Source organism: Kitasatospora sp. NPDC085879 (assembly GCF_040686255.1).
Classification (GTDB): Bacteria; Actinomycetota; Actinomycetes; order Streptomycetales; family Streptomycetaceae; genus Kitasatospora.
Genome location: NZ_JBFBJZ010000032.1, coordinates 12,895 through 33,252, shown reverse-complemented (window position 1 = coordinate 33,252; position 20,358 = coordinate 12,895). Strand labels below are relative to the sequence as shown.

18 protein-coding genes are annotated in these 20,358 nt (G+C 71.0%); 13 read left to right on the top strand and 5 right to left on the bottom strand.

Annotated elements, in window-relative coordinates:
* The first annotated feature begins 31 nt into the window (after positions 1-31).
* From tsf to AB0P35_RS23700, 8 genes are all read left to right on the top strand, one after another.
* Positions 32-871 (top strand): translation elongation factor Ts, encoded by an 840-nt coding sequence (gene tsf / locus AB0P35_RS23735; protein ID WP_095872968.1) that lies wholly within the window; start codon positions 32-34, stop codon positions 869-871.
* Positions 872-1,152: 281 nt separating this feature from the next.
* A complete protein-coding gene (gene pyrH / locus AB0P35_RS23730) occupies positions 1,153-1,917 on the top strand; it encodes a UMP kinase (protein ID WP_179419360.1) in 765 nt (254 codons plus the stop codon).
* A gap of 66 nt (positions 1,918-1,983) precedes the next feature.
* The gene (gene frr, locus AB0P35_RS23725; RefSeq protein WP_179419359.1) at positions 1,984-2,541 is read left to right on the top strand and encodes a ribosome recycling factor; all 558 of its coding nucleotides are present in this window, start codon (positions 1,984-1,986) and stop codon (positions 2,539-2,541) included.
* Positions 2,541-3,575: a phosphatidate cytidylyltransferase gene (locus AB0P35_RS23720; protein ID WP_257019026.1), complete on the top strand. Its 1,035-nt coding sequence runs from the start codon at positions 2,541-2,543 to the stop codon at positions 3,573-3,575. Before frr ends, AB0P35_RS23720 begins: the two co-directional genes overlap by 1 nt.
* A gap of 600 nt (positions 3,576-4,175) precedes the next feature.
* On the top strand, positions 4,176-5,519 hold the full coding sequence (locus AB0P35_RS23715) for an NAD(P)-binding domain-containing protein (protein ID WP_363513992.1): 1,344 nt from the start codon (positions 4,176-4,178) through the stop codon (positions 5,517-5,519).
* Entirely contained in the window at positions 5,516-6,391 is an 876-nt protein-coding gene (locus tag AB0P35_RS23710; protein WP_363513875.1) for an SDR family oxidoreductase, read from the top strand. Before AB0P35_RS23715 ends, AB0P35_RS23710 begins: the two co-directional genes overlap by 4 nt.
* Positions 6,388-7,815 carry an aldehyde dehydrogenase family protein gene (locus AB0P35_RS23705; protein ID WP_363513872.1) on the top strand — a complete coding sequence of 476 codons (1,428 nt, stop codon included), beginning with the start codon at positions 6,388-6,390 and terminating at the stop codon, positions 7,813-7,815. The genes AB0P35_RS23710 and AB0P35_RS23705 overlap by 4 nt, the downstream gene beginning before the upstream one ends.
* Positions 7,816-7,824: 9 nt before the next feature.
* Entirely contained in the window at positions 7,825-8,499 is a 675-nt protein-coding gene (locus AB0P35_RS23700) for a hemolysin III family protein (RefSeq protein ID WP_363513869.1), read from the top strand.
* Here the strand turns inward: AB0P35_RS23700 and AB0P35_RS23695 are convergent.
* Positions 8,486-9,574 carry an AraC family transcriptional regulator gene (locus AB0P35_RS23695; RefSeq protein WP_363513866.1) on the bottom strand — a complete coding sequence of 363 codons (1,089 nt, stop codon included), beginning with the start codon at positions 9,572-9,574 and terminating at the stop codon, positions 8,486-8,488. The two genes, AB0P35_RS23700 and AB0P35_RS23695, sit on opposite strands and share 14 nt — an antisense overlap.
* A 197-nt stretch (positions 9,575-9,771) precedes the next feature.
* On the opposite strand from AB0P35_RS23695, the gene AB0P35_RS23690 reads away from it, so the two are divergent.
* From AB0P35_RS23690 to rlmN, 3 genes are all read left to right on the top strand, one after another.
* The gene (locus AB0P35_RS23690; RefSeq protein ID WP_363513863.1) at positions 9,772-10,995 is read left to right on the top strand and encodes an MFS transporter; all 1,224 of its coding nucleotides are present in this window, start codon (positions 9,772-9,774) and stop codon (positions 10,993-10,995) included.
* Positions 10,992-11,747 carry an MMPL family transporter gene (locus AB0P35_RS23685; RefSeq protein WP_363513989.1) on the top strand — a complete coding sequence of 252 codons (756 nt, stop codon included), beginning with the start codon at positions 10,992-10,994 and terminating at the stop codon, positions 11,745-11,747. The genes AB0P35_RS23690 and AB0P35_RS23685 overlap by 4 nt, the downstream gene beginning before the upstream one ends.
* Positions 11,748-11,966: 219 nt before the next feature.
* Positions 11,967-13,067 carry a 23S rRNA (adenine(2503)-C(2))-methyltransferase RlmN gene (gene rlmN, locus AB0P35_RS23680; protein ID WP_363513860.1) on the top strand — a complete coding sequence of 367 codons (1,101 nt, stop codon included), beginning with the start codon at positions 11,967-11,969 and terminating at the stop codon, positions 13,065-13,067.
* Between the two features lie 78 nt (positions 13,068-13,145).
* Here rlmN and AB0P35_RS23675 read toward each other — a convergent pair whose 3' ends face one another.
* From AB0P35_RS23675 to AB0P35_RS23660, 4 genes are all read right to left on the bottom strand, one after another.
* On the bottom strand, positions 13,146-14,282 hold the full coding sequence (locus AB0P35_RS23675) for a hypothetical protein (RefSeq protein ID WP_363513857.1): 1,137 nt from the start codon (positions 14,280-14,282) through the stop codon (positions 13,146-13,148).
* Positions 14,283-14,298: 16 nt separating this feature from the next.
* Positions 14,299-15,054, bottom strand: a complete 756-nt coding sequence (locus tag AB0P35_RS23670; protein ID WP_363513855.1) for an ATP-binding cassette domain-containing protein — start codon at positions 15,052-15,054, stop codon at positions 14,299-14,301.
* 199 nt (positions 15,055-15,253) lie between these two features.
* The gene (locus AB0P35_RS23665) at positions 15,254-16,648 is read right to left on the bottom strand and encodes an aspartate aminotransferase family protein (protein ID WP_363513852.1); all 1,395 of its coding nucleotides are present in this window, start codon (positions 16,646-16,648) and stop codon (positions 15,254-15,256) included.
* A complete protein-coding gene (locus AB0P35_RS23660) occupies positions 16,645-17,118 on the bottom strand; it encodes an Lrp/AsnC family transcriptional regulator (protein ID WP_030306695.1) in 474 nt (157 codons plus the stop codon). Before AB0P35_RS23660 ends, AB0P35_RS23665 begins: the two co-directional genes overlap by 4 nt.
* A gap of 265 nt (positions 17,119-17,383) precedes the next feature.
* Between AB0P35_RS23660 and AB0P35_RS23655 the strand changes: the two genes are divergently transcribed.
* Both AB0P35_RS23655 and AB0P35_RS23650 read left to right on the top strand, forming a co-directional pair.
* Positions 17,384-18,829: a gamma-aminobutyraldehyde dehydrogenase gene (locus AB0P35_RS23655; RefSeq protein ID WP_363513849.1), complete on the top strand. Its 1,446-nt coding sequence runs from the start codon at positions 17,384-17,386 to the stop codon at positions 18,827-18,829.
* A gap of 149 nt (positions 18,830-18,978) precedes the next feature.
* Positions 18,979-20,337 (top strand): aspartate aminotransferase family protein, encoded by a 1,359-nt coding sequence (locus AB0P35_RS23650; protein WP_095872956.1) that lies wholly within the window; start codon positions 18,979-18,981, stop codon positions 20,335-20,337.
* Positions 20,338-20,358: the final 21 nt, after the last annotated feature.

The following is a 20,358-nucleotide window of genomic DNA, read 5'->3' as shown; positions in this document are numbered from 1 at the left end:
AGACACGCGAGACGCGAGAAGAGATCACACCATGGCGAACTTCACCGCCGCGGACGTCAAGAAGCTCCGTGAGCTCACCGGCGCCGGCATGATGGACTGCAAGAAGGCCCTGGACGAGGCCGAGGGCGACGTCCAGAAGGCCGTCGAGCTCCTGCGCATCAAGGGCCAGAAGGGCGTCGCCAAGCGCGAGGGCCGTGACGCCTCCAACGGCGCCGTCGCCTCCCTGATCGCCGAGGGCAACAAGGCGGGCGTCCTGGTCGAGCTCAACTGCGAGACCGACTTCGTCGCGAAGGGTGGCAAGTTCGTCGAGGTCGCCAACGCGATCGCCGCGCACGTCGCCGCCACCTCCCCGGCCGACCTCGAGGCTGCCCTGGCCTCCGAGATCGCCGCCGGCCAGACCGTCCAGCAGTACGTGGACGAGGCCAACGCGACCCTGGGCGAGAAGATCGTCTTCCGTCGCTTCGCCCAGTTCGACGGTGACGGCTTCGTCGGCGTCTACATGCACAAGTCCGACCCGGACCTCCCGCCCACCATCGGTGTCCTCGTCGAGCTCGACAAGGAGAACGCCGAGGTCGCCAAGGACGTCGCGCAGCACATCGCCGCCTTCGCGCCGAAGTACCTCTCCCGCGAGGAGATCCCGGCCGAGGACCTGGAGAACGAGCGTCGCGTCGCCGAGGCCACCGCTCGCGAGGAGGGCAAGCCCGAGGCTGCCCTGCCGAAGATCGTCGAGGGCCGCGTGACCGGCTTCGTCAAGGAGAACGCCGTGCTGGAGCAGGCGTTCGCCAAGGACAACAAGAAGACCGTCGCCAAGGTCCTCGAGGAGAACGGCGTCGCCCTCAAGCGCTTCGTCCGCTTCCGCGTCGGCGCCTGAATCCGTTCCGCGGCGCTTCCGGCCTAAGGTAGGAAGCGCCCCGCGCCGCGACAGCGGCCCGGAACGCGCCGATCGGGCTCTCCAGCACCCCTCGGGGGGCGCGTCGGCACCATGAACGACGAGGAGGCCATTGCCGTGCAGGACACCGTACCGGTTCCCGCGGCAGTGGCCTCCTCGCGTGTACGCGCCCAGCGCGTACGCACAGAGCCGGGCACCGCACTCCCGGCGTTGTGAGCAGCACATGCAGCCCTGCGATTCCGCAGGTGGAGAAGGAGAAGCCCATGCAGGAGACGCTGGAGACCGGCCGGGACACGCAGGACGGTTCGCGCCGCCGGGTGCTGCTCAAGCTGTCGGGTGAGGCCTTCGCCGGCGGCGGCGGCCTCGGCGTGGACCCGGACGTGGTGCACGCGATCGCCCGCGAGATCGCCACCGTCGTTCGCGCCGGCACCGAGGTGGCCGTGGTGATCGGCGGCGGCAACTTCTTCCGCGGCGCCGAGCTGCAGGTCCGCGGCATGGACCGGGCCCGCTCGGACTACATGGGCATGCTCGGTACGGTGATGAACTGCCTGGCACTGCAGGACTTCCTGATCAAGGAAGGCATCGAGACCCGCGTCCAGACGGCCATCACCATGGGCCAGGTCGCCGAGCCCTACCTGCCGCTGCGCGCGGTGCGGCACCTGGAGAAGGGCCGTGTGGTGATCTTCGGTGCCGGTATGGGCATGCCCTACTTCTCCACCGACACGACGGCGGTGCAGCGCGCTCTGGAGATCCACGCCGAGGTGCTGCTGATGGGCAAGAACGGTGTCGACGGTGTCTACGACGCCGACCCGCGGACCAATCCGGCGGCGGTCCGGTTCGACTCGCTGGACTACACCGAGGTGATCGCCCGCGACCTCAAGGTGGCGGACCTGACGGCCATCACCCTGTGCAAGGACAACGACCTGCCGATCCTGGTCTTCGAGCTGCTGGCCGAGGGCAATATCGCCCGGGCGGTGAAGGGTGAGAAGATCGGCACACTCATCAGCCAGGACTCCGCCCGGCCCTGAGCAGCAATCAGCCGTCCGGGGCACCGGTACGGGACTACAGCAGATGAACCGGACAGGGAGCAGACAGTGATCGAAGAGACCCTCCTCGAGGCCGAGGAGAAGATGGAGAAGGCCGTCGCCGTCGCCAAGGACGACTTCGCCGCCATCCGGACCGGCCGTGCCCACCCGGCGATGTTCAACAAGATCGTCGCGGACTACTACGGCGCCCTGACGCCGATCAACCAGCTCGCGTCGTTCTCCGTGCCGGAGCCGCGGATGGCCGTCATCACGCCGTTCGACAAGAGCGCGCTGCGCAACATCGAGACCGCGATCCGCGACTCGGACCTCGGCGTCAACCCGTCCAACGACGGCTCCATCATCCGCGTGGTGTTCCCGCAGCTCACCGAGGAGCGCCGCAAGGAGTACATCAAGGTCGCACGCAGCAAGGGCGAGGACGCCAAGGTCTCGATCCGCTCCATCCGCCGCAAGGCCAAGGACGGCATCGACAAGCTCGTCAAGGACGGCGAGGTCGGCGAGGACGAGGGCCGCCGCGGCGAGAAGGAGCTCGACGACACCACGGCCCGCTACGTGGCCCAGATCGACGAGCTGCTGAAGCACAAGGAAGCCGAGCTCCTCGAAGTCTGATGAACGACGCCCCAGACGCCCAGGGCCTCCGGGGCGGAACCGAAACGCTTGCCACCGAGTTCTCTGCTGCGGGTGACCCTCGTACCGGCGGTCCCCGTCGGCCCCGAACGGGTCACTCGCAGCAGCCTGTGGTGTACCGAAGGGGCACTGCGGCACAGAATCGGACCATGCCCCCCGCGCAGGAGACACCCGTGGCCCAACCCGACCAGCAGCCCCGCAAGCAGCGCGGCGGCCGCAATCTTCCGGCCGCGATAGGCGTGGGGGTCGCCCTCGGCGCGGTGATCATCGCCTCGCTGTTCGTCGTCAAGGCGCTCTTCCTGGTGGTCGTCGTCGCAGCCGTGGCGGTCGGCGTCTGGGAGCTGAACTCCCGCCTGGCGGAGACCAAGGGCGTGCACGTGCCGATGGTCCCGCTGATCGCCGGGGCGGTGGCGATGCCGCTCGTCGGTTACACGGCGGGCGGGCAGTGGGCCGCGGCGGTGCTGGCGCTCACCGGCCTCGCGGTGCTCGTCTGGCGGATGAGCCGGCCCCCGGAGAACTACCTGCGGGACATAACGGCCGGTGTCTTCACCGCCTTCTACGTCCCGTTCCTGGCCACCTTCGTGGCGCTGATGCTGGCCGCGGACGACGGCTCCTGGCGCATCCTGCTCTTCCTCGTCGTCACCATCTGCAGCGACACCGGCGCCTACGCGGTGGGCTACAAGTTCGGCCGCAACAAGCTCGCCCCGACCATCAGCCCCGGCAAGACCCGTGAGGGGCTGGCCGGCGGCATCGGCCTGTCGATGCTCGCGGGCGCCCTGCTGATGGAGTACGTCATCGACGACGGCGCCTGGTGGCAGGGGCTGATCCTCGGCGGCTGCGCGGCGGTCACCGCCACCCTGGGCGACCTGGCGGAGTCCATGATCAAGCGCGACATGGGCATCAAGGACATGGGCACCCTGCTGCCGGGCCACGGCGGCATCATGGACCGGCTCGACTCCCTCCTGCCGACCGCCCCGGTGGTCTGGCTCCTCCTCACCGCCTTCGTCGGCGGCTGAGCCGCGCCGCGCACCCGTCCCACCGCGCGCCGCGCACCTGTCGCACCCGCCTGTCCCACCGCGAGCCCCGGGCCCCGTAGCCCGGGGCTCGCGGCGTTCCGCCCGCCCGCAGCGCCGGGCCGGGGACGTTCCGGCATCTGCGACCGTGGATGCACCATGCCCAAGCCCGGAGAACAGCATCGGGTGCATGCAAAGAGGGCCCTCTACCAGCGGGTTTCCCGCCAAGAGAGGGCCCTTTCGTGTTCCCTGGGCCGCGTCGGCCGTGGGAGAGGACCTTGGATCCCTCGGCCAGGGCTGCCGGCCCGACTGGCGATGGCATGGGACCTCCAGGACTTCGAGACTGACGTTCGTGCGCTCGCAGAACCATCGGACGAGCAGGTCTTGGAGGTGGTCAAGCGCGTGGCGCTCGCGTTGAACGCAGTCAACGAGTTCTTCGATCACGCCGCCTACGAGACCGGCTGGCGGCGAGGGCAAGCGCCGGGACGCCAACCGCATGGCCGCTACGGTCCCCCTGGTGGCCGCGCGGGCCAGTCCGCGCTGACCGGCGGGTACGTACGTTTTCCTCATCGGCGGCAGATCGCGAAAGAGGGAGACGGACCCGTGGAGGACACCCAGTACGACACGTGTGTGATCGGAGCGGGACCTGCTGGACTGGCGGTCGCGCGGGCGTTGGCGGAGCGGAACATTCCATACACGCACATCGAGCGGCACACGGGCCCAGGGGGTCTGTGGGACATCGACAACCCCGGTGGTCCGATGTACGAGTCGGCCCACTTCATCTCCAGTAAGACCCTCTCGGGCTTCGGCGGGTGGCCGATGCCGGACCACTTCGCTGACTACCCGTCGCACCGCCAGATCTTCTCCTATCTCACGTCGTTCGCCGACGCGTACGGACTGGCGGGCCGGATCGAGTTCGGCACCGAGGTCCGCAGCATCGGGAAGAACGCGGACGGCAGCTGGACGGTGACGCGGGCCGATGGGCGGCAGAGCGTCCACGGGCAGGTCGTGGTGTGTACGGGCTCGCAGTGGCATCCCAACGTCCCCGACCTGCCTGGTCACTTCACCGGTGAGGTGCGGCACACGGTCGGTTACCGCAGCGCGGACGAGCTGCGCGGAAAGCGCGTGCTGGTCGTCGGGGCCGGGAACTCGGGCTGCGACATCGCCTGCGACGCGGCCCGGGCCGCCGACCACGCGGTGATCAGCATGCGGCGCGGCTACTGGTTCATCCCCAAGCACCTGTTCGGCCGGCCCGTGGACACGATCGCCCAGAGCGGGCCGAAACTGCCGATGTGGTTGGAGCAGCGGATCTTCGGTGCTCTCCTTCGCGTCATCAACGGCGACCCGAGCCGGCTGGGCCTGCAGAAGCCCGACCACAAGTTGTTCGAGACGCACCCCGCGATCAACTCGATGCTGATCCATCACCTCCAGCACGGGGACATCACGGCCAAGCCGGGGATCGCCCGTACCGAGGGCAGGACGGTGCACTTCACCGACGGCACCCGCGACGACTTCGACCTCGTCCTGCTGGCGACCGGATACGTGCACAAGGTGCCGGTCGCACAGCAGTACTTCGGCAGTGAGCAGCACCCCGATCTCTACCTGTCCTCGTTCTCCCGCGAGCACCGAGGGCTGTTCGGCGTCGGCTTCGTGGAGACGAACTCCGGGGCCTACCAACTCTTCGACACCCAGGCGCAGCTGATCGCCGGGTTCATCCAGGACACGCAGCGCAAGCTGCCGAGCGCGCAGCGCTTCGCCGACCTGATCCGAAACGACCGTCCGGATCTGTCCGGCGGGCTCAAGTTCGTCGCCTCGCCCCGGCACACCGGCTATGTGGACGGCGGGGCCATCGTGAAGCACCTGGCCAAGGTGGCCGGTCAGATGGGCTGGCGCACCCATGGCAACCCGCCCTCGGCCCCGGCCCGCCAGCCGGCGGTGCAGTCATGAGCTACGACTTGAGCGACAAGGTCATCCTGGTCACGGGCGGTGCGGGCGGGATCGGCAGTGCCCTGTGCCGCCGGTTCGCCGTCGGCGGCGCGCGGTGCATCGTCGTCGACATCGACGCGGCCCGCGCCAAGCGGGTCGCCGGTGACCTCCCCGGCGCCGGGCACACCGGACTGGACTGCGACCTGCTGGACCGCGCCGCGGTTCAGCGGCTGTTCGACCAGGTCACCGCCACCCACGGACGCCTGGACGTCCTGGTCAACAACGTCGGCATGACCAGCGCCGAACGCTTCGACGTGCGCAGCATCGAGAGCATCGAACGGGAGATCGACCTGAACCTGCTCTCCCCGCTGATCACGACAAGGATCGCCATCCCGCTGCTACTGGCGTCGAGCGACGCCCGGGTGGTCACCACGGTCTCCCTCGGGGGCATCTTCCCGCTGGGCGAGACGCCGATCTACACCGCCTCGAAGTTCGGGCTGCGCGGCGCGATGCTCTCCATCGCTCTCGACCTGCGGGACAAGGGCATCCTGGCCGGGTCGGTGCTGCCGTCGGCCACGGACACCCGGATGCTCCGTCAGGAGGCCGTGGACGGCGGCAACGCCATGCAGTTCCAGGACCCGCCCCAGCAGCCCGCCGACGTCGTGGCCGCAGTCGTGAGTCTGCTGGACAGGCCCCGCCTGGAGGTCTATCCCAAGCCGAGCGAGTCTCTTCTGGTGCGGCTGGCGATGCTGGCCCCGAACCTGCTGCCCAAGGTCTTCCCGCTCTTCCGTGGGCGGGGAGAGCGCGGCATGGCCCGCTACCTGGAGGACCTGCGGAGCCGAGGGCTGGCGCGCCAGGTCGACGGCCACTGGGAACTCGTGGAGGAAGCATGACCGTGACGGATGCGACCGACCAATCGGTGCTGCGGGTGACCAATCCGGCGACCGGAGAGCTGATCGCCGCACTGCCTGCTGCGAACGCCCGCCGGGTCGCCGAGGCGGCCGAGCGTGCCCAGCGGGTCTTCGAGAGCGGGTCGTGGTCCCGACGGCCGCCCAGGGAACGGGCATCGGTGCTGCTGCGGCTCGCCGACCTGATGGAACGAGACGCCGAGACGCTGGCACGCCTGGACAGCGAGGACGCGGGCAAGCCGATCACCGAGTGCCGCACCGGCGACGTGCCCGGTGCGATCGAGTCGATCCGCTGGTTCGCCGAGGCGGCGGACAAGCTCTTCGGCCGTCTCGCCCCCACCGGCCGGGACCACCTCGCGCTGATCAGCCGCGAGCCGGTCGGGGTGGTCGCGGCGATCCTGCCGTGGAACTACCCGCTGGCCATGGCCGCCTGGAAGGTCGGGCCCGCTCTCGCCTCCGGCAACTGCCTTCTGATCAAGCCGGCCGAGGCGACACCGCGCTCGGCGCTTCATCTGGCGCGCCTCGCCACCGAGGCCGGTCTGCCGGAAGGGGTGCTCACGGTGCTGCCCGGTCACGGGCCGGTCGCCGGCACGGCTCTGGCCCGCGATCCACTGGTAGGGGCGCTGTCCTTCACCGGCTCCAGCGCCGTCGGGCGCCGTATCCTGACCGACGCGGCGCAGACCAATTTCAAACGCGTCTCGCTGGAGATGGGCGGAAAGAGCCCCCAGATCCTCATGGCCGACGCGCTCGGCTTCGGCGACGAGCTCATCGACAACATGATCGAGGCCGCCTTCCTGACGATGGGTCAGAACTGTACGGCCGGCTCGCGCGTCCTGATCCACCGGGACATCGCCGAAGAGGTCCTGGCCCGGTTCGTCGTCGCCGCCGAGTCGCTGGTCATCGGCGACCCCGCCGAACCGGAGACCCGCATCGGCCCCCTGATCAGCCACGCCGCCCGTGACCGGGTCGCCGGTGCCGTGGATGCCGCCGCCGCGGCCGGCGCGCACATCCACACCGCGGGCCTTCCCGACGGTCTGCCCGGCGCTGGCGCCTACTATCCGCCCACCATCGTCACCGGAGCCCCCGTCGCCAGCGACGTGCTGACGCAGGAACTCTTCGGACCGGTCGTCACAGTCCAGACCTTCACCACCGAAGCCGAGGCGGTCCGCCTGGCCAACGCCACCGAGTACGGGCTCGCAGCCTCCGTGTGGACCCGCGACCTCGATACCGCACTGCGCCTGTCGCGCGACGTTCAGGCCGGTGTGGTCTCCGTGAACACCTACAGCGAAGGGGACCTCAGCACTCCGTTCGGCGGTTGGAAGCAGTCCGGATTCGGCGGTGCGGAGAAATCCACCGCGGCCTTCGCCCAGTGGACCAGGGAGAAGACCATCTGGATCCGCACCCACTGAAAGCCGGCCATGACCCACCACCTTGCCCACCCCGTACAGTTGGATGCGCCAGCCGAGGAGCGGCCGAGGCTTCGCGGCGTCCTGCATGCCGCGACCGCCCCGCTCGCCCTGGCCGTCGGCCTCACTCTCACCGCCACCGCTCCCGACGACCGGGGCCGAGCGGCCTGCGCGGTCTTCACCCTCACCGCCACGCTTCTGTTCACCACCAGCGCCGCCTACCACACCGGCCGATGGACCCGCGCCGCAGAAGAGGCACTGCGCCGCCTCGACCACGCCAACATCTTCCTGGTCATCGCCGGGACCTACACCCCGCTGGCGGTCCTGCTGCTGCCGCCACCGGCAGGCCGGGACCTGCTCTGGACGGTCTGGGGCGCGGCGGCAGTGGGCACCGCACTCCAGTGGCTGTGGCCCGCCGCCCCTCGGTGGCTCTCCGCACCCGTCTACCTCGCGGTCGGCTGGATCGTGCTGCTGTTCATCCCGGACTTCGCCCACAGCGGTCGGCCCGTTGTCCTCGCCCTCGTCCTGGCCGGGGGCCTGCTCTACAGCGCGGGCGGCGTCGTGTACGCCCGCAAACGCCCCAACCCGTCACCGGTCTGGTTCGGCTTCCACGAGGTGTTCCACGCCCTGACAGCCGCCGCGTTCGCCGCGCACGCCGCCGCCATCGGCCTGCTCACCTCCCGCTGACGCCGCCGGGCTCCTCGGACCGCTCGAACCGCCTGCGCAACTCCAGCGGGGCCATGCCGTGCCAGCGGCGCACGGCGCGACGAAGGGTGCGTTCGTCGGAGAAACCGGCCTGGCGCGCGACATCGCGCAAGGTCGGTTCCGAGCGCCGCAGCAGCTGTTCGACGCGTTCGCGTCGTACCCCGTCGACGATCGCCTCGTAGGTGGTGCCGCAGTCCGCCAGGCGCCGGCGCAGGGTGCGCTCGCTGGCCGCGTGCCGACGCGCCTGCTCGGCGAAGGACGGCACCGACGGGAGGCCCTGCGCGATCGAGACCTCCAGCACTTCGAGCAACTCCTGCTGGTCGCGACGGGCAGCCACCTGAGTGTCCAACAGCTCCAGCACCGAGGCGAGAACGACCGGGTCGCGGCCCGGCATCGCGGTGCGAGCCCACGTCGGATGGACGACGAAGCGGTTGCCGTCCGCGCCGAAGCCCACCGGACAGGCGAACAGGTCACTGAAAGGGCTGGTGTCGCGCGGGCCGTCATGGACGAACGAGACACGGCTCGGCGCGAAGGCCGGGCCGACGATCAGGCGGGTCAGCGTGACGACGCTGGAGAACGCCTCCTCGGTCAGGAAGACCCCGACCCCCGGGTCCAGGGCGGGGTCCGGCAGGTCGGCGCGCAGCACGAAGCCGTCCTCCTCGGCCCCGGCCGACCAGGTCATCATCGCTCCCGACAGGTTCTGGTACTTCACCCCGGTCTCGATCGCGTGCTGCAGGGTGTCGCAGGCCATCAGGGCGAAGCCGAGCAGTCCCCACGCGGTCAGGTGCTGCGCGGAGCCCACCCGCAGGCCCAGGCGTTCGTCCCCGGTCAGCTCCAGCGCGCGGCGGATGACGGTGCTGCCCTGCCGGTAGGAGACCCGCAGGGCGGCGGACCGCATCACGGCCTCGTCCAGGCCGACCTGGGCCAGCACGGGCCGCAGGTCGACACCGTCCTCGCCGGCGACCACCGCGAGGGAGCGCAGGATGTTCGGCGGGATGGTCGCCGAGGTGCTGCGGCTGGTTCCCGGAGGACTCGCCGGGCCGGGGGAATCGGGCATCTCGGTCCCTCTCACCAGGGCCTGGACGTGACCACTGTAAGTGCGCGGATCCTGCCGGTTCGCATGGTGGCCGCTGGAGTCCGCCACCCGGCCCCCGACGCCCTGCCTCCGGCCCGACCCGCTCCGTACGGTTGCGGCAATCCGCTCCATCGTGATGCGCCGGTGCCCCCATCGAGCGCCCGGCAGTTAGGCGCGCCATGCCCCTCTCGTTGCAGGCAGCGGCCCCGGCAAGGGCCCGACGAAGAGACTCGCTCGCGGGCGCCCGGCAGGTCACGGCAACCGCGTTCGCCGCTCAGGGCGCCGCCGTGGCGGCGGTGTTCACCACTGTGCCGGGCATCCAGCAGCATCTCGGGCTGTCGTCGCTGGTGACCACCGTGCTGATGGTCACCGTCGCACTTGCCGCAGGCGCCGGCAGCTTCGCCGGGTTGGCTGCGATCCGCCGTGTGGGCGCGGTCGCCGCCATGCGCTGCGCCGCCGTGGCGACTGCCGCCGCCCTGCTGCTGATCGGGTGGGCGCCCGGTCAGGCAAGCGTCACCGTCGCCTACCTGCTGTTCGGAATGGCCCTGGGCGGCATCGACGTCTCCGTGAACACCCGGGCCGCGGCGGTCGAGCGTGCGTACGGGCGCAGCATCTTCTCCTCGTTCTACGCCCTCTGGAGTGTGGGAGGCGTCGCCTCGGCCCTCCTGACGGCGGGCATGGCTCGCCTCGGCAGGCCGCCCGAGCAGATCCTGACCGCTCAGGCCGCCCTCGTCCTCGCTCTCGCCCTGACCATCCGCTCCCACCCGATCGCGGACACGGCGGCATCCGGCACACCGTCCGAGACCGCCGCAGTGCCGCTCGGCCGGAGGATGTGGGCCAAGCTCGTCCCGTTCGGCCTGGTCCTCCTCGTCGCGTACGTCATCGACTCCACGGTCTCGGCCTGGTCGACCGTCTACCTCCACCAGGTTCTCGCCGCCTCCTTGCCGACGGCTCCCCTGGCCTACGCGGCGTACCAGGCGGGCACCATCACCGGACGAGCCTGTGCTGACCACCTGATCCGCAGGACGGGGCCGGCCGCGGTCATCCGCGCCGCCGCGCTGGTCGCCGCCACCGCCCTGGCCGCGCTCGCCGGGGCCCCCGGCTGGCCGTACGCGATTGCGGCAGCCGGGTTCGTGGGCCTGGGCGTCTCCGCGTTCACCCCGCTGTGTCTCGCCACCGCAGGGCGGCTGCAACCGGATGCCGCCGAAGCCATCCTCGCCCGCCTGAACCTCTTCAACTACCTGGGCGTCATCAGCGGGGCGGCCGCAAGCGGGCTCATCGGCTCCAGCGGCCACTTCCGCCTCGCATTCGCGATCCCCGCAGTCCTGGCCCTCCTACCGCTGGTCACCGCTCGTAGTTTCGCCCACGATGCCCGACTCCGCCCGGGGGTGCACCACACCTGAGGTGCGGAGGGCCGACGTGCGGTGCTACCCGGCGTCTTGGGAGAGGGACTCGATGCCCGCCTCGACGAAGCGCAGGGCGGCCGCCATGCCACCTGGCCGACGCGCTGCCGCTGTTCATCGTCATCATCACGGTCCTGGCCATCGTCCTGCTGACCATCGCGTTCCGGTCGCTGCTGGTCCCGCTCAAGGCCGTACTCGGTTTTCTGCTGTCTACCGCGGCCAGCCTCGGCTTCGCCGTCTGGGTGTTCCAGGACGGCCACCTCGGCGATGCCTTCGGGGTCGCCGCCACAGCACCGGTCGTGGCCTTCCTGCCGGTCCTGCTCGTCGTGGTGCTCTTCGGGCTCGCCATGGACTACGAGGTCTTCCTGGTCAGCCGCATGCACGAACACTTCGAGCACACCGGCAACGCAGGTGAAGCCGTCGCGCACGGCGTGGCCAAGCGCGGACGCGTGGTCGTCGCCGCCGCACTGATCATGACGGTCGTCTTCGGCGGCTTCATCGTCACCGACGACCCCGTCATCAAGTCGATCGCCTTCTCGCTCGCCTTCGGCGTGATCTTCGACGCCTTCGTCGTCCGCCTGACGATCGTCCCCGCCGTCATGGCCCTGCTCGGACACCGCGCCTGGTGGCTCCCTCGCCGGCTCGACCGCATGCTGCCCGACGTCGACATCGAAGGCACCCGACCGCCCCCTCGCACACCGACGGGAAACACACCGGTGACCACTCCGATTCGGCAGCACGACCACGTCTGAGCTGAGCAACCGCTGATCCACAGGTATTGACGATTGCTCCGCCCGCTCTCCTGCAGCCGTTCTCTCTGCCATAACGCCAACGGCCCCGGGCGGTGAATCCCGGGCCGTCCGTGGGCCGTGCCAGGTCGCCCAACGATGACGGACGACAGACAGGGCCGATCGCTCCGGGCCCAAGGGGGACACGGGTCAGTTCTTTGGATCTGCGACACTGGATGAACCATGCCTAAGCCCGGAGAACTCACCTTCGTCGCGCCGCGCGGCGCCAAGCCCCCGCGACACCTCGCCGACCTCAGCCCCGCCGAGCGCAAGGAGGCCGTCGCCGAGCTGGGCGAGCAGCCGTTCCGCGCCAAGCAGCTGTCGAACCACTACTTCGGCCGGCTGTCCGCCGACCCGGCGAGCTGGACGGACATCCCCGCGGCCAGCCGCGGCAAGCTCACCGAGAGCCTGCTGCCCGAGCTGATGTCGGTGGTCCGGCACGTCTCCTGCGACGACGACGCCACCCGCAAGACGCTGTGGAAGCTCTTCGACGGCACCCTGGTCGAGTCGGTGCTGATGCGCTACCCGGACCGGGTCACCATGTGCATCAGCTCGCAGGCCGGCTGCGGCATGAACTGCCCGTTCTGCGCGACCGGTCAGGCGGGCCTGACCCGCAACCTGTCGACCGCCGAGATCGTCGAGCAGATCGCCTCGGGCATGCGGGACCTCCGCAGCGGAGCGGTGCCCGGCGGCGAGGCCCGGCTGTCCAACGTGGTCTTCATGGGCATGGGCGAGCCGCTGGCCAACTACAACCGGGTGCTGGCCTCGATCCGCCGGCTCACCGACCCGGCGCCGGACGGCTTCGGCCTCTCGCAGCGCGGCATCACCGTCTCCACGGTCGGCCTGGTGCCGGCCATGTACCGCTTCGCCGACGAGGGCCTCAGCTGCCGGCTGGCGCTGTCGCTGCACGCCCCCGACGACGAGCTGCGCGACGAGCTGGTGCCGGTGAACACCCGTTGGAAGGTCGACGAGGTGCTGGAGGCCGCGTGGAACTACGCGGACAAGTCCGGCCGCCGGATCTCCATCGAGTACGCGCTGATCAAGGACATCAACGACCAGGCGTGGCGGGCCGACCTGCTCGGCCGGCTGATCAAGAACCGCCGGGTCCATGTGAACCTGATCCCGCTGAACCCGACGCCGGGTTCGAAGTGGACGGCGTCCCGCCCGGAGGACGAGCGTGAGTTCGTCCGCCGTCTGCAGGCCCACGGTGTGCCGACCACCGTCCGCGACACCCGCGGCCAGGAGATCGACGGCGCCTGCGGCCAGCTCGCCGCGGCCGGCTGACGGCACCGCACGCGCACAGCGAGGAGCGGCGGGCACCCACGCGGGTGCCCGCCGCTTCGGCGTTCCAGAGGGACGGCCTCAGACCAGGCAGGCCGCCGCGAAGAGTGCGGTCAGGCCGCCGGTGAGGAGCAGGACGGCTGCCGCGGCTGCCGCGCGGACGGCGACCGCCCGGCGCAGGGTCCGCGCGTCGGCGCCGAGCCGGACGAGCGCCGCCGTCACCTCGCGCCGGGCCGCGCGGATCTCCAACGCCCGGGCGACCACCGCGCCGACCGCGCAGCCGGCGAGCAGCACCACGGCCGCCCGGACCGGCAGGTCGGGATCGTCCCCGTAGCCGAGGGCGGCGACGAGGACGGCGGTACCGAGGGCCAGTACGGCGAGCGGTCCGGCGAGCGGCCGGGCCTCGGCGGTGAGCGACCGGGCGGCGAGCAGGCGCACCGGGCCGGGCCGGCGCAGGGCCAGCGCCCGTCCGGCGGACGCGAGCAGCGGCGCGGTGAGCAGGGCGAGGCCGAGGGCGGTGAACGCCCAGCCGGTGAGGGCGGCGGTGCCGACCGAACCGAGGTGCGCGGGCAGGTCGACCGGGCGGCCGTCCTGCTCGGCGCCGGGCCGCAGGCCGTACAGCTCCAGGGCCATGCCGACGACGGTGAGCCCGGTGGGCACGGCGATCCGCGCGGGGTGGAAGCCGGTGCCGCGGGGCTCGGCCATGCGGCCGGGCAGGGCGTCGGTCAGCGGGACGGCGGCGGCGGCCGCGCAGCCGGCGGTGAGCGGGACGAGGACGAGCAGGGTGATCGGCGCGGCGGCCGGCAGTGTGCTGCCCAGGCCGACGTCGGCGGCGAGCTCTGGCCCGGCGATGTCGTTGCGCAGGACGAGGAAGGACAGCAGCGCCAGTGCGCTGCCGAGGGCGGCGGCGAGGGCGGTCTCGACGGCGATCAGCAGTCGGATGCGGACCGGGCCGAGGCCGGCCGCGGCAAGGCCGGCGATCCGCTCGGGGTGCTGGACGGGCACCGCGCGGGCCGCGGCGGCGGAGAGCCAGCCGACCGCGGCGAGGGTGGGCAGGCACCACAGCAGCCGGGGCACCGAGGTGGCGGAGGGTTCGCCGAGGGCACGGCCGAGCGAGCGGAGCAGGAAGGCGGCCGCGGTGGCGGCGGCGGTCGCGGTGATCAGCCAGCGGCCCAGGTCGAGCGCCCGGTAGCCCCTGACCAGTCGGAGTGGGAACACGTCGTCCTCTCGGCTCTCAGCGCGAAGCCGTGACGGCGGTCGAACCGCTGGCGGTGGAGCCGGTGGCGGTCGGGGCGGCGGAGGCCGTGGACCCGGTGGTGATCCGGCCGTCGACCAGGACGAGGGTGCGGTCGGCCTGGCCGGCCGGCTCCGGGTCGTGGGTGGCCAGGATCAGGGTCAGGCCGTGCGAGCGGGCCGCGCTGGCGAGTATCCGCAGTACCTGGTCCTGCTCCTCGCGGTGCAGGGGGGCGCCCGGGTCGTCGGCGAAGACCACGGGGGGCAGCGGGGCGAGGGCCCGGGCGACGGCGATCCGCTGGCGCTGAGCCTGGGTCAGCTCGGCCGGGCGGCGGGCCGCGCAGTCGGCGACGTCGAGGCGTTCGAGCCACTCGGCGGCGGCGGTGTACGCGGCGCGGTGGCCGGCGCCGGCGAGCAGCAGCGGCAGGGCCGTGTTCTCGCGGGCCGTCAGTTCCGGCACCAGGTGGGGCTCGGATCCGACCCAGCCGAAGCGCCGGCGGCGGAGCTTCTCACGGCCGGCGCGGCCGAGGGTGTGCACGGGGGAGCTGTGGAACCAGACCTCGCCCTCGTCCACGGGCAGCTGGGCGGAGAGGCAGCCGAGCAGGGTGCTCTTGCCGGAGCCGCGGGGCCCGGTGACGGCGAGCACCTCGCCCTCCCGGACGGCGAGCGAGACCCCGCGCAGGGCCGGTGTGCCGTGGTGGGACTTGACGATCCCTCGGGCCCACAACACGTCGTTGTCGGGCGGGGCCGCTGACATGGAGATCCATCCTGGTGCCTTGGCGGGATATGACAGTCGTCAGATTAGAACGAACAGGTCGCGGCGCGGTTGCGGCACACTGGCCCATCCCCGGGCAAATCGCCGTGAATCCGGCGGTCGGATCGGCCGGAGGTTTGTCGAACGCCGCAGGGCGGCCCCGGAGACCGGGGCCGCCCTGGGCGGAGGGTGGGAGGGAAGGTCAGATCTTCGCCCACGCGTCGGTGAGGCTGACCCGCAGGATCTGCTCGATCTCGTCGAAGGTCGACTGGTCGGAGATCAGCGGCGGGGCCAGCTGGACGACCGGGTCGCCACGGTCGTCGGCGCGGCAGTACAGGCCGTTGTCGAACAGCGCCTTCGACAGGAAGCCGTAGAGGACGCGCTCCACCTCGTCGTCGTTGAACGACTCCTTGGTGGCCTTGTCCTTCACGAGCTCGATGCCGTAGAAGAAGCCGTTGCCGCGGACGTCGCCGACGATCGGCAGGTCGCGCAGCTTGTTCAGGGTGCCGAGGAAGTTCGCCTCGTTGTCGAGCACGTGCTGGTTGAGGCCCTCGCGCTCGAAGATGTCGAGGTTGGCCAGCGCCACCGCGGAGGACACCGGGTGGCCGCCGAAGGTGTAGCCGTGCAGGAAGGTGTTGTCGCCCTTGTAGAACGGCTCGGCGATGCGGTCCGAGATGATCGTGGCGCCGATCGGGGAGTAGCCCGAGGTCATGCCCTTGGCGCAGGTGATCATGTCGGGCTGGTAGCCGAACTTGTCGGCGCCGAACATGGTGCCGAGGCGGCCGAAGGCGCAGATGACCTCGTCCGAGACCAGCAGGACGTCGTGGCGGTCGCAGATCTCGCGCAGGCGCTGGAAGTACCCGGGCGGCGGCGGGAAGCAGCCGCCGGCGTTCTGCACCGGCTCGACGAAGACGGCGGCGACGGTTTCCGGGCCCTCGAAGAGGATGGCCTGCTCGACCTGGTCGGCGCACCAGCGGCCGTAGGCCTCCGGGTCCACGGTGCCGTCCGGGCCCTGCAGGTACTCGGGGGCGCGGTAGATGTTGGTGTTCGGCGCCTTGTGGGTGCCCGGGACCAGCGGCTCGAACGGGGCCTTCAGGCCCGGCAGGCCGGTGATCGACAGGGCGCCCTGGGGGGTGCCGTGGTATGCGACGGCCCGGGAGATGACCTTGTACTTGGTCGGCTTGCCGGTCAGCTTGAAGTACTGCTTGGCGAGCTTCCAGGCGGTCTCGACCGCCTCGCCGCCGCCGGTCGAGAAGAAGACCTTGTTCAGGTCGCCCGGGGCGTGGTTCGCCAGGCGCTCGGCGAGCTCGACCGCCTTGGGGTGGGCGTAGCTCCAGACCGGGAAGAAGGCGAGCTCCTTGGCCTGCCTGGCGGCCGCCTCGGCGAGCTCCTCGCGGCCGTGGCCGGCCTGGACCACGAACAGGCCGGCGAGGCCGTCGAGGTACTTGCGGCCCTTGTCGTCCCAGACGTAGGTGCCCTCACCGCGCACGATGGTGGGGACGGGGGAGTTCTCGTACGACGACATGCGGGTGAAGTGCATCCACAGGTGGTCGTAGGCGGTCTTGGAAAGGTCCTTCTGCGCCGGGTCGGCTGTCATCTGGTGCCCCAGGTGTAGGTCTGTTTCCGGAGCTTCAGATAAACGAAGCTCTCGGTGCTCCGCACGCCGGGAAGCGCGCGGATGCGCTTGTTGATCATTTCGAGCAGGTGCTCGTCGTCCTCGCACACCAGCTCGGCCAGCAGGTCGAACGAGCCTGCGGTGCAGACGACGTAGTCGACCTCGTCGAGCGCGGCCAGCGCGTCGGCGACCGGTTCGATGTCGCCCTCCACCCGGATCCCCACCATCGCCTGGCGGGTGAACCCGACGGTGAGGGGGTCGGTGACGGCGACGATCTGCATCACGCCCTGGTCGAGCAGCTTCTGGACGCGTTGCCGTACGGCGGCCTCCGACAGGCCGACGGCCTTGCCGATGGCGGCGTACGGGCGGCGCCCGTCCTCCTGGAGCTGTTCGATGATCGCCTTGGAGGCGGCGTCGAGGGGAACGCTGGCGTTCCGGTCGCGGTTGGCCACGTCGCCACTGTGCACGATCGCCGAGCGCCGCGCAAGCCGCTTCGTTGCTGATTTCGTCGCGGTTTCTGAAATTGCATGCGGATTGCGTCGCGTCCGGGCGGGGAGCCTGTCGATACCGTCGGTCTTTGGGTAGCCTGGCTCATGTGCACGCGAAGGCGTGCACACCCCCAGTGGACCGCGGCCGGTCCGACCCGGCCAGCCGTGCGCCGGAGGTACCCTGGCGCCGGATTCTGCAACGCCGCAGGCCCAGACCGAGGAGAGACCCGTGAGCGACCTTCGTACGCTGCGCAACTACATCAACGGCGAGTTCGTCGATGCGGCGGACGGCCGCACGCTGGACGTGATCGACCCGACGACCGGCGAGGTGTACGCGACCTCCCCGCTCTCCGGCGCCACCGACGTCGACGCTGCGATGGCCGCCGCCGCCGAGGCGTTCCCGGTATGGCGCGACGCCACGCCGTCCACCCGCCAGAAGCTCCTGCTGAAGATCGCGGACGCGGTCGAGGCCCGGGCCGAGGAGATCGTCGACGCCGAGGTCCGCAACACCGGCAAGCCGCGCGGGCTGACCCTCTCCGAGGAGATCGGCCCGATGGTCGACCAGATCCGCTTCTTCGCCGGCGCCGCCCGCCTCCTGGAGGGCAAGGCCGCGGGCGAGTACATGGACGGCATGACCTCGATCGTCCGCCGCGAGCCGGTCGGCGTCTGTGCCCAGGTCGCGCCGTGGAACTACCCGATGATGATGGCGGTCTGGAAGTTCGCCCCGGCGATCGCCGCCGGCAACACCGTCGTCCTCAAGCCGTCCGACACCACCCCGGCCTCCACCGTGCTGCTCGCCGAGATCATCGGCGGCATCCTCAAGGACCTGGAGCTGCCGGCCGGCGTCTTCAACGTCATCTGCGGCGACCGCGAGACCGGCAAGCTCATGGTCGAGCACCCGACCCCGGCGATGGCCTCCATCACCGGCTCCGTCCGCGCCGGCATCCAGGTCGCCGAGTCCGCCTCCAAGGACGTCAAGCGCGTCCACCTGGAGCTCGGCGGCAAGGCCCCGGTCGTGGTCTTCGAGGACGCCGACATCGCCGAGGCCGTGGAGGGCATCTCCGTCGCCGGCTTCTTCAACGCCGGCCAGGACTGCACCGCCGCCACCCGCGTCCTGGTGCACGAGTCGATCCACGACGCCTTCGTCGAGGCGCTCGCCAAGGCCGCCGCCGACACCAAGACCGGCGGCGTCGACGACGAGGACGTCCTCTACGGCCCGCTGAACAACGCCAACCAGCTCGCCCAGGTCACCGGCTTCATCGAGCGCCTGCCGAAGCACGCCAAGGTCGAGGCCGGCGGCCACCGGGTCGGCGACAAGGGCTACTTCTACGCCCCGACCGTCGTCTCCGGCCTGCTGCAGGACGACGAGATCATCCAGCACGAGGTCTTCGGCCCGGTCATCACCGTGCAGAAGTTCAGCGACGAGGACCAGGCCGTCGGCTACGCCAACGGTGTGGAGTACGCCCTCGCCTCCTCCGTCTGGACGAAGGACCACGCCCGCGCCATGCGGATGTCCCGCCGCCTGGACTTCGGCTGCGTCTGGATCAACACCCACATCCCGCTGGTCGCCGAGATGCCGCACGGCGGCTTCAAGAAGTCCGGCTACGGCAAGGACCTGTCCTCGTACGGCTTCGAGGACTACACCCGCGTCAAGCACGTCATGACCGCGATCTGAACCGGATGAACCCCGCCGGGGGCGCGGGCGGCCGTGCGCACAGCGCCGCCGCCCGCGCCCCGGCGCTTTGCCACCCTGTCACGGCGACGCGCGGATCGGGTGACATGGTGCAACTGCCTCGCGGGCCCGCCGCTCCCTAGGCTGGCCGCATGAGCATCCCCACCGCTGACTCAGCCGCAGGGCGGTCCGTCAAGGCCGCCGACCGCGCGCACGTCTTCCACTCGTGGTCCGCCCAGGCGCTGATCGACCCCCTCGCGGTGGCCGGCGCCGAGGGTTCGTACTTCTGGGACTACGAGGGCAACCGCTACCTCGACTTCTCGTCCCAGCTGGTGAACACCAACATCGGCCACCAGCACCCGAAGGTCGTCGCCGCGATCCAGGAGCAGGCGGCCAGGCTCTGCACCATCGCGCCCGGCTTCGCCGTCGAGCCGCGCAGCGAGGCCGCCCGGCTGATCGCCGAGCGCACCCCCGGCGAGCTGAACAAGATCTTCTTCACCAACGGCGGCGCCGAGGCCAACGAGAACGCCATCCGGATGGCCCGCCTGCACACCGGCCGGCAGAAGGTGCTCTCCACCTACCGCTCGTACCACGGCGCCACCGCCAACGCCATCGCGCTGACCGGCGACCCCCGCCGCTGGGCCAACGAGACCGGCGTCTCCGGCATCGTCCACTTCTGGGGCCCCTACGCCTACCGCTCGGTCTTCCACGCCGAGAACGAGACGCAGGAGTGCGAGCGCGCGCTCGCACACCTGGAACAGACCATCGCCTTCGAAGGCCCGGCCACCGTCGCCGCGATCATCCTGGAGACGGTCGTCGGCACCGCCGGCATCCTGATCCCGCCGCCCGGCTACCTGCAGGGCGTCCGCGAGATCTGCGACCGCTACGGCATCGTCTTCATCCTCGACGAGGTGATGGCCGGCTTCGGCCGCACCGGCGAGTGGTTCGCCGCCGACAACTGGGGCATCACCCCCGACCTGCTGACCTTCGCCAAGGGCGTCAACTCCGGCTACGTCCCGCTCGGCGGCGTCGCCATCAACCCGGAGATCGCCGCCACCTTCGACGAGCGGCCCTTCCCCGGCGGCCTCACCTACTCCGGCCACCCGCTGGCCTGCGCCTCCGCCATCGCCACCATCAACGCGATGGCGGACGAGGGCATCATCGAGAACGCCAAGCACATCGGCGAGACGGTGATCGGCCCCGGCCTGCGCGAGCTGGCCGAGCGCCACCCCTCGGTCGGCGAGGTCCGCGGCCTCGGCGTCTTCTGGGCCCTCGACCTGGTGAAGAACCGCGAGACCCGCGAACCGCTGGTGCCCTACAACGCCGCCGGCCCCGCCAACGCGCCGATGGCCGAGCTGGCCGCCGCCTGCAAGCAGCGCGGCCTGTGGCCCTTCGTCAACATGAACCGCTTCCACGTGGTGCCGCCGTGCACCGTCAGCGCGGAGGAGGCCAAGACCGGCCTCGCGATCCTCGACGAGGTCCTCACCCTCACCGACGCGCACACGGTCTGACGCACCGACGGCAGCGGCCCC

Excerpts from the sequence above, each read along its gene's own strand:
- AB0P35_RS23690 (WP_363513863.1), top strand. The coding sequence starts at position 9,772 with ATGCCCCTCTCGTTGCAGGCAGCGGCCCCGGCAAGGGCCCGACGAAGA.
- pyrH (WP_179419360.1), top strand. The coding sequence starts at position 1,153 with ATGCAGGAGACGCTGGAGACCGGCCGGGACACGCAGGACGGTTCGCGC.
- AB0P35_RS23695 (WP_363513866.1), bottom strand. The coding sequence starts at position 9,574 with ATGCCCGATTCCCCCGGCCCGGCGAGTCCTCCGGGAACCAGCCGCAGC.
- rlmN (WP_363513860.1), top strand. The coding sequence starts at position 11,967 with ATGCCTAAGCCCGGAGAACTCACCTTCGTCGCGCCGCGCGGCGCCAAG.
- AB0P35_RS23700 (WP_363513869.1), top strand. The coding sequence starts at position 7,825 with ATGACCCACCACCTTGCCCACCCCGTACAGTTGGATGCGCCAGCCGAG.
- AB0P35_RS23650 (WP_095872956.1), top strand. The coding sequence starts at position 18,979 with ATGAGCATCCCCACCGCTGACTCAGCCGCAGGGCGGTCCGTCAAGGCC.
- AB0P35_RS23665 (WP_363513852.1), bottom strand. The coding sequence starts at position 16,648 with ATGACAGCCGACCCGGCGCAGAAGGACCTTTCCAAGACCGCCTACGAC.
- AB0P35_RS23705 (WP_363513872.1), top strand. The coding sequence starts at position 6,388 with ATGACCGTGACGGATGCGACCGACCAATCGGTGCTGCGGGTGACCAAT.
- AB0P35_RS23670 (WP_363513855.1), bottom strand. The coding sequence starts at position 15,054 with ATGTCAGCGGCCCCGCCCGACAACGACGTGTTGTGGGCCCGAGGGATC.
- tsf (WP_095872968.1), top strand. The coding sequence starts at position 32 with ATGGCGAACTTCACCGCCGCGGACGTCAAGAAGCTCCGTGAGCTCACC.
- AB0P35_RS23710 (WP_363513875.1), top strand. The coding sequence starts at position 5,516 with ATGAGCTACGACTTGAGCGACAAGGTCATCCTGGTCACGGGCGGTGCG.
- AB0P35_RS23720 (WP_257019026.1), top strand. The coding sequence starts at position 2,541 with ATGAACGACGCCCCAGACGCCCAGGGCCTCCGGGGCGGAACCGAAACG.